Annotated in this window: 11 protein-coding genes and 1 other RNA gene; 10 read left to right on the top strand and 2 right to left on the bottom strand. The window is 34.9% G+C overall.

The window, feature by feature from the left end:
* Positions 1–113 precede the first annotated feature (113 nt).
* The 9 genes from BHU61_RS05765 (at position 114) to BHU61_RS05725 (ending at position 10160) form a co-directional block, all read left to right on the top strand.
* On the top strand, positions 114–2303 hold the full coding sequence (locus tag BHU61_RS05765) for a RelA/SpoT family protein (protein ID WP_111715286.1): 2190 nt from the start codon (positions 114–116) through the stop codon (positions 2301–2303).
* Positions 2304–2313: 10 nt separating this feature from the next.
* Positions 2314–2766 (top strand): D-aminoacyl-tRNA deacylase, encoded by a 453-nt coding sequence (dtd, locus tag BHU61_RS05760; protein WP_111715285.1) that lies wholly within the window; start codon positions 2314–2316, stop codon positions 2764–2766.
* The gene (locus BHU61_RS05755; RefSeq protein ID WP_111715283.1) at positions 2763–3623 is read left to right on the top strand and encodes an N-acetylmuramoyl-L-alanine amidase family protein; all 861 of its coding nucleotides are present in this window, start codon (positions 2763–2765) and stop codon (positions 3621–3623) included. The genes dtd and BHU61_RS05755 overlap by 4 nt, the downstream gene beginning before the upstream one ends.
* 302 nt (positions 3624–3925) lie before the next feature.
* Positions 3926–5188 carry a histidine--tRNA ligase gene (hisS, locus tag BHU61_RS05750; protein WP_111715282.1) on the top strand — a complete coding sequence of 421 codons (1263 nt, stop codon included), beginning with the start codon at positions 3926–3928 and terminating at the stop codon, positions 5186–5188.
* A 1-nt stretch (position 5189) separates the two neighbouring features.
* On the top strand, positions 5190–6995 hold the full coding sequence (gene aspS / locus BHU61_RS05745) for an aspartate--tRNA ligase (RefSeq protein WP_111715280.1): 1806 nt from the start codon (positions 5190–5192) through the stop codon (positions 6993–6995).
* Positions 6996–7036: 41 nt separating this feature from the next.
* Positions 7037–7226: non-coding RNA, 6S RNA (ssrS, locus tag BHU61_RS05740), on the top strand.
* A 101-nt stretch (positions 7227–7327) separates the two neighbouring features.
* Positions 7328–8092: a tRNA threonylcarbamoyladenosine dehydratase gene (locus BHU61_RS05735; protein ID WP_111715279.1), complete on the top strand. Its 765-nt coding sequence runs from the start codon at positions 7328–7330 to the stop codon at positions 8090–8092.
* Between the two features lie 156 nt (positions 8093–8248).
* A complete protein-coding gene (locus BHU61_RS05730) occupies positions 8249–9178 on the top strand; it encodes an ABC transporter ATP-binding protein (protein ID WP_111715277.1) in 930 nt (309 codons plus the stop codon).
* Positions 9171–10160: an ABC transporter permease gene (locus BHU61_RS05725; protein ID WP_111715275.1), complete on the top strand. Its 990-nt coding sequence runs from the start codon at positions 9171–9173 to the stop codon at positions 10158–10160. The genes BHU61_RS05730 and BHU61_RS05725 overlap by 8 nt, the downstream gene beginning before the upstream one ends.
* Positions 10161–10184: 24 nt before the next feature.
* Here the strand turns inward: BHU61_RS05725 and BHU61_RS05720 are convergent, their stop codons facing one another.
* Positions 10185–11432 (bottom strand): replication-associated recombination protein A, encoded by a 1248-nt coding sequence (locus BHU61_RS05720; RefSeq protein WP_111715542.1) that lies wholly within the window; start codon positions 11430–11432, stop codon positions 10185–10187.
* A 108-nt stretch (positions 11433–11540) separates the two neighbouring features.
* Between BHU61_RS05720 and cymR the strand changes: the two genes are divergently transcribed.
* Positions 11541–11960, top strand: coding sequence for a cysteine metabolism transcriptional regulator CymR (gene cymR / locus BHU61_RS05715; protein WP_099580130.1), 420 nt, complete (start codon positions 11541–11543; stop codon positions 11958–11960).
* A gap of 36 nt (positions 11961–11996) precedes the next feature.
* On the opposite strand, the gene BHU61_RS05710 is transcribed toward cymR, so the two are convergent.
* Entirely contained in the window at positions 11997–12998 is a 1002-nt protein-coding gene (locus BHU61_RS05710; protein WP_111715274.1) for an LLM class flavin-dependent oxidoreductase, read from the bottom strand.
* Between the last annotated feature and the right edge of the window lie 347 nt (positions 12999–13345).

Here is a 13345-nt window from a genome sequence, read left to right as displayed (position 1 = left end):
TTTACCGAAAAAGATTGAGTAGCACTAAATTGACTCAGTCTTTTTTATATTTCATTTAAAAATCAGTCATAATATAGTATTATTAATACATTATAAAAAGAGGTGGTGATAGAATGAACAATGAATATCCATATACAAAAGATGATGTTCTTGAGATGACAAAAGCTTACTTATCTGAAGAGGACTATCAATTCGTTGTTAAAAGCTATCAACTTGCCGAAAAAGCTCATACAGGTCAATTTAGAAAAAATGGTTTACCATACATAATGCATCCTATTCAGGTAGCTGGTATATTAGCTGAGATGAAATTAGATGGGCCGACAATTGTTGCTGGATTCTTACACGATGTTGTGGAAGATACACCATATACGTATGAGGATTTAAAGGCAATGTTTAACGAAGAAGTTGCATATATCGTAGATGGCGTTACAAAGCTAGAAAAAGTGAAATATCGTTCAAAAGCAGAACAGCAGGCAGAAAACCATCGTAAATTGTTTATTGCTATCGCAAAAGATGTGCGTGTTATCTTAGTTAAACTCGCTGATAGATTACATAATATGCGTACATTAAAAGCAATGCCTCACGAAAAACAAGTACGCATTGCAAAGGAAACATTAGAAATTTATGCACCACTTGCACATCGTCTTGGGATCAATACGATTAAATGGGAATTAGAAGATATTTCCCTAAGATATATTGACAGTATACAATATTTTAGGATCGTCCATTTAATGAAGAAGAAACGCAGTGAGCGAGAAGCATACATAGAAAATGCCATTGAAAATATTCGCAAAGAGATGGGAATTACGGGCATCCAGGGGGAAATCACTGGCCGTCCTAAACATATTTATAGTATCTATCGTAAGATGGTTAAACAAAAGAAACAATTCGATCAGATTTTTGATTTATTAGCGATTCGTGTATTAGTTGACTCAATTAAAGATTGTTATGCAGTATTAGGATTAGTTCATACATTGTGGAAACCGATGCCGGGAAGATTCAAAGATTATATTGCGATGCCAAAACCAAATATGTATCAATCCCTTCATACTACAGTTGTCGGGCCAAATGGTGATCCATTAGAAATACAGATAAGAACACATGAAATGCATGAAATAGCAGAACATGGGGTAGCTGCACACTGGGCATATAAAGAAGGTAAAACATTAGTTAATCCAGATGAAGCGAAAAATTTAAGCAAGATGAGCTGGATGAAAGAAATTGAAGAAACAGATTCTACATCACCGGATGCTGAAGCATTTATGGAATCACTTAAGTATGATCTACAGTCGGATAAAGTATACGTATTTACGCCGGAAAGTGATGTTGTAGAATTGCCTATTGGCGCTGTTCCGATTGATTTCGCATATGCAGTACATAGTGAAGTCGGAAATAAAATGATCGGTGCGAAAGTAAACGGTAAAATCGTTCCGATTGATTATGAGCTTAAAACGGGTGACATCATTGAGATTAGAACTTCAAAACATTCTTATGGTCCAAGTCGCGACTGGTTGAAAATCTGTAAATCAGCTAGCGCTAAAAGTAAGATAAAAAGTTTCTTTAAGAAACAGGACCGTTCGAGCAATGTAGAAAAAGGAAAGTTCATGATTGAAGCAGAGTTAAAAGAGCAGCGTATCAATATAGATGATGTGATGATTGATGAAAATATAGCTGTAGTGATTGAAAAATACAATTTCACATCAATTGATGATGTATATGCTGCTGTTGGATTTGGTGGATTAACAGCATCAGCAGTAGTTAATAAATTAACTGAAAGACACCGTATCAAAGAAAAGGAACAAAAGTTAAATCAAGTACAGGAAGTTAATAAAACGTTAAATGTTAAACGTGATATTCAGACAGAAACTGGTGTTTATGTTGAAGGCATGGACAATATGCTGATTAAATTATCAAAATGTTGTAACCCTGTACCAGGAGATGACATCGTTGGTTATATTACAAAAGGTCATGGGGTAAAAGTCCATCGTACCGAATGTCCAAATGTCGTAAATGAAACTGAACGTTTGATAGATGTAGAGTGGGTAAAATCTTCAGAGAACAAGACTTATCAAGTAGACTTAGAAATCACAGCATATGATCGACTTGGCTTATTAAATGAAGTATTACAAGCCGTAAATGCAACGAAAACAACTTTAACACAAGTTTCTGGTAAAGCTGATATCGATAAAAATGCTAAGATAAATATAAGTATTATGGTGAAGAATGTCAGTGAACTGATGCGTGTTGTTGAAAAAATTAAGCAGTTGAGTGATATATACACAGTAACTAGGATATTAAATTGAGGTGTCAAACATGCGTGTAGTATTACAAAAAGTAAAACAAGCTTCTGTCACTGCAGGAGATTATTTTCAATCCATTGATCAAGGTTACTGTTTGTTGGTTGGAATAGGACAAAATACGACAGAAAAAGATTTAAATACTGTTGCAAAGAAAATTGCCAATACCCGTATTTTTGAAGATGAACATGGAAAGATGAATTTATCAATTAACGACGTTGGTGGCAAGATTTTATCGATATCACAATTTACTTTATATGCAAATGTCAAAAAAGGTAATCGTCCAAGTTTTACAGATGCCAAGACGCCTGAAATAGCGAAAGAGATGTATGAAAAATTTAATGAAATATTAAAAGGACATCAACTTGAAGTTTTTCCTGGTGTATTTGGAGAAATGATGGAGATATCTTTAATTAATGATGGTCCTGTAACGATTATTTTTGAGAGCGTTGAGGGGAAGATACAATGAAGAAGATTGATTTAAGACCTATCCAACGTTCAAGATTTTTAAGACTACTGATTTTAGCTTTTGTCACAATATTATTGATTGTCTTATTATTTTGGTTGTTTACGAAGCAGAATAATAAACCGACAACATTGGCGATGATTGAAGATGGCGCCCTTCGCACTGGACCACAAGCGTTTTATCCTATTATTTTTGATGTTAAAAAGGGTGACCATTTTGACATTATAAAACATACCGGGAAATGGTATTACGTTGATAATGGAGAGAAAAAGGGATGGATTGCAGGATGGCACACAAATCTTAATATAAAAAAAGATAAGATTGCTGGGACTAATCCATTTAAAGATAAAGTCATCATGATTGATCCTGGTCATGGTGGAAATGATCAAGGTGCTTCAAGTAAAGACGGTACGATAGAGAAAGTTATTACTCTGAAGACAAGTTTAATGCTGAAACAGAAGTTAGAAGAAGAAGGTGCTACTGTTTTGATGACAAGAAACAGTGATGAATATATCAAGCTAAAAAATAGAAAAGGTGCTGCAGATGTATTTATCAGCATTCATGCAGATGCTTTAGAAGCATCTAGTCCACATGGTTTAACCGTATATTATCATCATGATAATCAAAAGGTGCTTGCCGACACATTGCATATGGCGATTAAACAAAAAGCACTGTTATCTGATCGTGGTGTTCGCCAGGAAAACTTCCAGGTGATACGTCAAACGAAGACACCTGCAGTTTTATTAGAACTGGGCTATATCAGTAATCCTACCGATGAAAAATTGATGAATGATAAAGTGTACCGTCAAATTATTACGACAAGTATTGTTGATGGTCTGCGTAATTACTTTTTATATTAACTTGACTTTAGCAGATTAACTTAGTAATATAAACCTATTCAAACTTAACAAATACCGTTTTAGTCTATCATTTATAGGAAATTTATTGAATAGAGACATCTATGCTGCTGAAATTAGATGATAAATTCTTATAAGATGTAACAATAGATGAGGTTGTGATATGAAAGTATCACCGTTTTACATGCGTTAAATGTACTAGAGTGGGTACTTTGTACCAATTAGGGTGGCAACACGGAAAATTTTACGTCCCTTATGCATTATTTATAATGCATAAGGGACTTATTTTTTTAGGAGGAAAATTTATGATTAATATACCAAGAGGAACACAGGATATTTTACCGACAGAAACTCCGAAGTGGCGATATATTGAAGATAGATTACATGCAATTGCTGCATCATTTAATTATAAGGAAATTCGTACACCAATATTTGAATCGACAGATTTATTTGCGAGAGGTGTTGGTGATACAACAGACATCGTACAAAAAGAGATGTATACATTCAAAGATAAAGGTGATAGAAGTATCACACTGCGTCCTGAAGGTACAGCAGCTGTAGTTAGAAGTTATATTGAGAACAAGATGAATGGTGATGCGAATCAACCAATTAAATTATATTATAATGGTCCGATGTTCCGTTATGAACGTAAACAAAAGGGACGTTATCGCCAATTTGTTCAGTTCGGTGTAGAAGCAATAGGAGCAGAAAATCCTGCTTTGGATGCTGAAGTCATCCATATGGTGTATTCGATCTATAAATCATTTGGCTTACAACATATTAAAATTGTATTAAATTCAATTGGTGATCTGGAAAGCCGTAACATCTATAAAGAAGCATTAGTTAAGCATTTTGAACCACATATCGAGCACTTCTGTAATGATTGTAAAAATCGATTACACATAAATCCAATGCGTATTCTTGATTGTAAAGTTGACCGAGATCAACCATCAGTTAAAAATGCACCAAAAATAACGGAATTCTTAAATGATTATTCTTTAAATTACTATAACGAAGTTAAACGTTATTTAGATATTTTAGAAATACCTTATGTAGAGGATGCAAATTTAGTGCGTGGCTTAGACTACTATACCCATACTGCATTTGAAGTAATGAGTGATGCTGAAGGATTTGGTGCAATTACGACATTATGTGGCGGTGGCCGCTATAATGGATTATTAGAAATGCTAGACGGTCCGAAAGAGACGGGTATTGGATTTGCTCTCAGTATTGAACGTCTGTTACTTGCAATCGAAGCAGAAGGTATCGAGCTTGAAATTGAAGAAGCAATCGACTTATATATCGTTACTATGCCTGAAACAGTGGATGCCGGAATTAAGATTTTAGCAGATTTACGTAACAACGGTATTAAAGCTGATATCGACTATTTAAACCGTAAAATGAAAGGACAAATGAAACAAGCAGATCGAATTCATGCCAAAAATACGATTGTGCTTGGTTCTAATGAACTTGAAAGCGGTAAAATAAATGTGAAATCGATGGAAACTGGTGAAAGCACCGAAATTGAGATTGAAAAACTAGCATCATTTATAAAAGGAGAAAAATAACATGGAGAAAAGAACAACATACTGTGGATTAGTTACAGAAGAATATATTGGACAAGAAGTAATATTAAAAGGGTGGGTACAAAAACGACGAGATTTAGGTGGATTAATTTTCATTGATTTACGTGATAGAGAAGGTATCGTGCAAGTTGTATTCAATCCAGATTTCTCTCAAGATGCATTAGCAATAGCAGAAACAATTCGTTCTGAGTACGTTGTTGAAATAAGAGGAAAAGTAACGGAGCGAGATGCAGCAGTTGTAAATCCAAAAATCAAAACTGGAAAAATTGAAGTTCAGGTTGCTGAAGTTAACATTATCAATAAATCTGAGACACCACCATTCCAAATCGAAGCAGAAACTGATATTTCTGAAGATATCCGTTTAAAATATCGTTACTTAGATTTACGTCGTGAACCACTTGCGAATACGTTTAAGATGCGTCATCAAATTACAAGAGCAGTACGTAATTATTTAGATGAGTCAGGATTTTATGAAGTTGAAACGCCAGTACTTACAAAGTCAACACCAGAAGGCGCACGTGACTATCTAGTACCTTCACGTGTGCAGGAAGGTAAATTCTTTGCGTTACCACAATCACCGCAAATCTTTAAACAGTTATTGATGATCGGTGGATTCGATAAATACTATCAAATCGTTAAATGTTTCCGTGATGAAGATTTACGAGCGGACCGTCAACCCGAATTTACTCAAATTGATATCGAGATGAGTTTCGTAGATCAGGAAGATGTGATGGCGATGAACGAAGGTATGCTGGCACGTATTATGAAAGACGTGAAAGGGATTGAAATTACTACACCATTTCCGCGTATGACATATGCTGAAGCAATGCGTGATTACGGTATTGATAAACCTGACACACGTTTCGATATGAAATTAAAAACATTAAATGACTTAGCTTCTAAAATGGACTTTAAAGTATTTAGTGAAGCAGTGAAAAACGGTGGTTCAGTAAAAGCAATCGTCGTAAAAGGCGCTGCTGATAAATATTCAAGAAAAGATATTGATGCATTACAAGAGTTCGCAAAAATTTACGGTGCTAAAGGGCTTGCCTGGGTAAAAGTTGTAGAAGATGGATTAAACGGGCCAATTGCTAAATTCTTTGATGAAGCTAATACAGCAGAATTAATTAAACTTACTGGTGCTGACAATGGAGATTTAGTATTATTTGTCGCTGATAAATCATCGGTAGTAAATGCGAGTCTAGCAAACTTACGTAACAAATTAGGTAAAGATTTAGGATTGATTGATGAGAATAAATTTAATTTCTTATGGGTGACAGATTGGCCACTATTTGAATATGACGAGGCGTTAGATCGTTACTTTGCGGCACACCATCCATTTACTGCTCCAAAACCTGAACATTTAGAATTATTGAAATCGAATCCTGAAGCTGCTGAAGCAAATGCTTATGATGTTGTATTAAATGGTTATGAATTAGGTGGAGGATCTATTCGTATCCACGATCAGGAAGTTCAGGCACAAATGTTTGAAGCACTTGGCTTTACGAAGGAAGAAGCGGAAGAACAATTTGGTTTCTTAATGAATGCATTTAAGTATGGTGCACCACCACATGGCGGTATTGCTCTTGGATTAGACAGAATGGTGATGTTACTTGCAGGACGTTCTAACTTACGTGACGTTATTGCTTTCCCTAAAACAGCATCTGCAACTGATCTTCTTACAGAAGCTCCAAGTGCAGTAGCAACAGCACAGTTAGATGATTTACACATTGCATTAAACATTAAGGAAGCTGCTAACACAGAAGAAGAAAAAGAAGATTCGAAATAGTTGCAAATAAATAAATATGTGATATTATATAGTCATAAGATAGGTGTCTGAAGAGTTCGATGTTTGTTTATTCTATTTTGACCTAACACTTTTTGATCGGGAGTCTAATAGGTTTTCTTTTAGCGCACACGCCTCACATGGAGGACTTGCAAAATTAGAAACGGGACACCCACCTGTTTATAGCAGGCCAAAATGATCAACACTTAAAACAACGGCTCACTTGGATACTATCGTAAGGCGAGAGACTTTTGTCTCTCGTCTTTTTTTGTAATGATTAAAGCTTACTAATATGATAGGATATATTTATTGACAATATGGAATGGAGAAATGAAATGAAACATCAATTTTCAAGAAATGAACTTGCTTATGGTAAAGAAGGTTTAGAAGCACTTAAAAACAAAACAGTTATGATATTAGGAGTAGGTGGAGTTGGATCATTTGCTGCAGAAGCACTTGCAAGAACAAATATCGGACACATTATTCTGATTGATAAAGATGATGTGGACATTACAAATGTTAACCGCCAGATTCACGCATTAACTACGACGGTTGGTCAGTCAAAAGTTACATTAATGGAAGAGCGTATTAAACTCATTAATCCTGAATGCAAAGTTACACCGCTACATATGTTCTATACAGATGAAACATATGAAGAAATATTTAAATATGATATTGACTATGTTGTAGATGCAAGTGACACGATTATGTATAAAATTCATTTAATGAAAGAATGTTTAAAACGTAATATTAAAATGATTTCAAGTATGGGAGCTGCGAATAAAACGGACCCGACACGCTTTAAAATTGTAGATATTTCAAAAACACATACTGATCCAATGGCGAAAGTTATCCGTACAAAATTAAAGAAAGAACGTATTCATAAAGGGGTTCCAGTCGTATTTAGTGATGAAAGTCCAATCGTTATTCGTGAAGATGTAAAAGCTTATGTCGGAAATGCAGATGCCCCTGTAAGAAAAGCGCAGATGCCGCCATCAAGTAATGCTTTCGTACCAAGCGTTGTTGGGCTGATTTGTGCCAGCTGGGTTGTCAATGATATATTAAAAGATTTTCCGGTAACACGTGTAAAAGATAGATGATAGTTTAATAGTTAACCTAAAAAAGCTGAAGTAAAATCAATGATGATTTCACTTCAGCTTTTTGTATGATATAACCTTAAATTTACCTTAAAAGTTGTTGCTAAAAAGTAAATGACTGGATTTATCATGTATGATAAATATAACGGAGGTGTAAAAATGGAAGAAAATCAATTTAGTTTACAGGTTAGCAATTTAAATAAGACGATTAACAAAAGGCACATTATCAAAGATTTAAACTTTGATGTAAAAAAGGGTGAAGTATTTGGCTTTTTAGGTCCGAATGGTGCTGGTAAAACAACTACTATTCGAATGATTGTTGGTCTTACGACACCTACTTCTGGAGATGTTAAAGTTTTAGGACGTTCGGTATTAAAGAATCGTAGTGAAGTCATGAAAGATATCGGTGCAATCGTTGAAAACCCGGAATTTTATCCATTTTTATCAGGTTTAGAAAATTTAAAGCAATTTGCAAGAATGCAGGTTGGAATTTCAGAAGAAGATATTGACCGTGTCGTCAAGTTAGTAGGACTTGAAAATCGGATTAAAGAAAAAGTTGGACGTTATTCATTAGGTATGCGACAACGTCTGGGCCTTGCGCAAGCGTTGCTACATAAGCCAAAAATATTGATTTTGGATGAACCAACCAATGGTTTAGATCCTGCGGGTATACGTGAAATTCGTGATTATATTAAAAAGCTTGCCCGAGAAGAAAATATATCAGTTATCGTATCAAGTCATTTAATGAGTGAGATGGAACTCATGTGTGATAGATTTGGGATAATTAAGAATGGACAGATGATTCGTATTGAAGATGTTAACACAGTTGTTACTGCGAGTGATATCGTAAAACATGATTTTGATGTCTATCCAATCGATCAGGCAGTTAAGTTCCTAAATGAAAAAGGTGTGCCATTTAAATTGAATAATAACATGCTAGCAATTGACATTGCCTCAAAAGATGTACCGCAACTTGTACGTGATCTTGTAAAAGCTGATGTCGATATTTATGGTGTTACAAAAGAAAAACTTTCACTTGAAGATCGCTTCATGGCATTAACAAAAGAAGGAGGCGGTAGCATTGTTTAAGTTAGTGATAAATGAATTTAATAAGTATTTTAATCGCCTTGGCACATATATCATGTTAGGAATTATATTAGTCTTTATGTTGATTGGTGTATTTTTGAACATGCAGTTTAGTGGTAAATACGATAATAAAACGTATACAGATAACTGGAAAACGGAAGTTAAACAGGATATCGTAAAGTATGAAAAACGTCTTGCAGAAATTTCGAAAAAAGAAAATGATAAAAAGTCTATGAAAGATATTACTGATGAAATGACACTTGGCGAACGTATGTCGAAATTGCAGTACTATCTAAAAGAAGATGTAAAACCACCAGCTATCAATAATTTTTATCAAAACTTATTAGATACGGGTAGCTTTATATCATTTGTAACAATTATGATTGTTATTATTTGTAGTGGGCTAATGTCACGTGAACACCAGCAAGGAACAATTAAATTATTACTTATTCGACCTGCATCAAGATTAAAAATCTTTTTCTCTAAATATATTTTTGCAATTTTAGCGTCAATTTTATTTTTAGGCTTTACTTATTTAATGTCGGCTATTATCTTTTTCTTTACGACAAAAATGAATCCAACTGCTCAACTTGTGGTTCAAAGTAACAAAGGATTGAAAATGATAAATGTATTTGAAGTACTTGGTCAGCAATTATTTGCAAATTTTATATTTATTATTACGTTTGCGATTTTAGCATATGCGCTATCAGTTATCTTTAAAAATACAGCACTAAGCTTAGGTGTAAGTTTTGCATTCTTATTTTTCGGAGATTTACTCATTTTGTTTTTACAAGGTAAAACGAAATTATTAGAATATTTCTGGCCGGTCAATTGGAACTTATCACAATATTTACCGACAAATCCTTCGAAACTTGTTGATAAAGATTTATCATTTGGTTTTAGTTTAACGTATGACATTGTAATATTATTGATTATTACAATAATCGCAGCATGGATCTTTAATAAAAGAGATGTAGCAAACTAATAAACAAGCATTGAGTGATTTAACTCAATGCTTGTTTTGTTGTTGTTTAATATTATCGTAAATTTGTTTGAATTGTTGTTCTGCTTTACTAGTGCTCTTTGGTACATAGTATTGCTTTTTCTTTAGTGTATCCGGTAAATATTGTTGAGCGATAAACCCTGATGGTACGCTATGAGGATATTGATAGCCCACACCATTCCCTAAATCTTTCGCACCTTGATAGTGTGCATCTTTTAAGTGTTTAGGGATGGCACCAATTTTGCCGCTTCGTACATCAGATAAAGCAGCGTCAATTGCGGAGATGCCAGAGTTTGATTTCGGTGATAAGCAAAGTTCGATGACAGCTTGCGCAAGTGGTATGCGTGCTTCGGGAAATCCAAGTCGTTCAGCAGATTCAATCGCAGCAAGCGTCCTTGAGCCTGCTGAAGGAGATGCGAGTCCGATATCTTCGTAACTGATGACCAGTAAGCGTCTGGCTATTGTCGGTAAATCGCCACCTTCGATGAGGCGCGCAAGATAATGCAGTGCTGCATCTACATCACTACCACGAATAGATTTTTGGAACGCACTCATCAAGTCATAGTGCATATCACCGTCTTTATCGAATTGAAAGCTGGATTTCTGTAAACAATCCTTCGCATCTTTTAATGTGATTTTTATTGGATTTTTAGTTTCAGATGAAAGGATTGCCAGCTCTAATGCATTTAAGCTCGTTCTAATATCCCCTTGAGCACTTTGCACGAAATGATTGATTGCTGCTTCATCAATTTCGATATCATCATTACCATAACCTTTTTCCTTATCGTTTATCGCACGAAGTAGTGCTGTTTTAATGTCGGCTTCTGTTAAAGGATAAAGCTCAAATATTTGTGTTCTTGATCTGATCGCAGGATTGATTGCATGATATGGATTACTCGTTGTTGCACCGATTAATATAATTTGACCATTTTCAAGATGAGGCAATAGAAAATCCTGTTTCCCTTTATCTAGTCGATGAATTTCATCTAAAAGGAGGATAACTTGTCCACTCATTTTAGCTTCTTCTGCAATCATTTGCATATCTTTTTTTGTATTGGTTACTGCGTTTAATTGTCTGAATTTCACTGCCGTACTGCCTGCAATTGCTTTGGCAATACTTGTTTTACCGACACCAGGAGGTCCGTAAAGAATCATTGAAGAAAGTCTTTTAGCATTGACCATTCTACGAATAATTCCTTGTTCACCAACAAGATGCTGCTGTCCAATGACTTCATCAATAGAAGAAGGACGCATTCTATATGCTAAAGGTTCCAATATATTATTCACTCCTTTAATAAAAGTGTACCTTATTTTAAGTCAAAATGTGATAAAATTGATTTATTGAAAAGGGGCGTAATAATTATGAAGATTTCAACTAAAGGTAGATACGGTTTAACTTTGATGATATCCCTTGCTAAACGATATCAGACGAAACCTGTATCATTAAAAATTATCGCAGAAGAAAATAATCTCAGTGATCTGTATTTAGAACAACTTGTAGGACCGTTAAGAAATGCTGGTCTCATTAAAAGCGTAAGAGGTGCAAAAGGTGGTTACATGTTAATGAAAGCCCCTAAAGAAGTGACAGCAGCAGATATTATCCGATTACTTGAAGGCCCAATTACACCAGTAGAAGGCATTGAAGATGAACCACCAGCTCAAAAGCAATTGTGGATTGATATTCGCGATGCTGTAAAAAAAGTACTGGATGAAACGACTTTGGAAGATTTAATGAACTATAAAGAAGAGGATATTATCGAAGGTTACATGTTCTACATATAGGGATAATCAAAAAAATAGTTATCGCAGATGCGATAACTATTTTTCTTCTGTAATTTCTTTTAACCATCTGAAACTTTGATGTTGTTTTTCAAGATCATAGATATAACTAACCACAATAAATTCATCGACATTGAATTCATTTTGAAAAGCTTGTAATTTTTGTTTTACAGTTTCTTTAGAACCTACAAAACCAGTTTGAGTACGAGACAATGCCATTTGTTTTTCTTGTGGACTCCAAATCGCATCCATATCTTCTACTGGTGGTTGAAGCGGTTGTCTTGCATTTCGGATTACACTTAAGAAAAATTGATGCGTGGAAGTCGCCAGATAATCAGCTTCTTCATCAGTTTCACCGATAATCACATTCGTACCGACCATAACATAAGGTTTGTCCAGATATTCAGACTTCTGGAAAAGATTGCGATAAATTGCGATCGCTTCTTTCATCTGTTCCGGTGCAAAGTGTCCGGCAAACGCATAAGGTAAACCGAGACGTGCTGCAAGATGTGCTGAATCAGTTGAAGAACCAAGTACAAATATCGGTACATTTGTGTCAGCACCAGGATAAGCTTTTACAAATCCTTGTTTTTCTTCAGGTCCAAAATACTTTAACAATTCCTGAATTTCTTCAGGAAAAGTATATACACTATCATGACGGTCGCGACGTAGAGCACTCGCAGTCATCATATCCGTACCAGGTGCACGACCTAATCCAAGATTCAATCGATCAGGATAAATTGTTGCCATCGTACCAAATTGTTCTGCTACAACGAGTGGTGCATGGTTAGGTAACATGATTCCACCTGAACCAACCTGTATTGATTTTGTATGTTGAAGGACATGATTAATTAGTACTACTGTTGCTGAACTCACAAGGCTCGGTGTATTATGGTGCTCAGCAATCCAGTAGCGGTTATAACCTAGTTCTTCAGCCAGTTGAGCCAGTGATACCACCTGATCGATTGCATCCTTGTTCGTATCTCCTTTTCGTACTGGCGCTAAATTCAAAATAGAAATAGGAATATTAAGATTAGACATATAATTAACTCCTTTTAATTTAGTACCGATAGTTTAGCACTTAGATCGGTAATTATGATAATTATATGCTTGTGGGAGTTATACCTGTATATTGAACGAATAATTGATATAATACTCTAACTATAATATGTTCGAGTTAGAGCAAACGACCAACTGAGAGATATAAATCAAAAATAGTGCGCTAACGTCAGAGTAAACGAATAACTGAGTGAAAAAAATCCAAATAATACGCTAACGTCAGAGTAAACGAATAACTGAGTGAAAAAAATCAAAATAATACGCTAACGTCAGAGTAAACGAATAACCGAGTGAAAAAAATGAAAATAGTGCGCTACCGTCAGAGTAAA

Source organism: Macrococcus epidermidis (genome assembly GCF_003259695.1).
In the GTDB taxonomy this organism is placed as follows: Bacteria; Bacillota; Bacilli; order Staphylococcales; family Staphylococcaceae; genus Macrococcoides; species Macrococcoides epidermidis.
This window is presented reverse-complemented; position numbering and strand designations above follow the sequence as displayed.

Coding starts and splice junctions, on each gene's coding strand:
- BHU61_RS05755 (WP_111715283.1), top strand. CDS start 2,763: ATGAAGAAGATTGATTTAAGACCTATCCAACGTTCAAGATTTTTAAGA.
- BHU61_RS05730 (WP_111715277.1), top strand. CDS start 8,249: ATGGAAGAAAATCAATTTAGTTTACAGGTTAGCAATTTAAATAAGACG.
- BHU61_RS05720 (WP_111715542.1), bottom strand. CDS start 11,432: ATGCGTCCTTCTTCTATTGATGAAGTCATTGGACAGCAGCATCTTGTT.
- aspS (WP_111715280.1), top strand. CDS start 5,190: ATGGAGAAAAGAACAACATACTGTGGATTAGTTACAGAAGAATATATT.
- hisS (WP_111715282.1), top strand. CDS start 3,926: ATGATTAATATACCAAGAGGAACACAGGATATTTTACCGACAGAAACT.
- BHU61_RS05735 (WP_111715279.1), top strand. CDS start 7,328: ATGAAACATCAATTTTCAAGAAATGAACTTGCTTATGGTAAAGAAGGT.
- BHU61_RS05765 (WP_111715286.1), top strand. CDS start 114: ATGAACAATGAATATCCATATACAAAAGATGATGTTCTTGAGATGACA.
- dtd (WP_111715285.1), top strand. CDS start 2,314: ATGCGTGTAGTATTACAAAAAGTAAAACAAGCTTCTGTCACTGCAGGA.
- BHU61_RS05710 (WP_111715274.1), bottom strand. CDS start 12,998: ATGTCTAATCTTAATATTCCTATTTCTATTTTGAATTTAGCGCCAGTA.
- cymR (WP_099580130.1), top strand. CDS start 11,541: ATGAAGATTTCAACTAAAGGTAGATACGGTTTAACTTTGATGATATCC.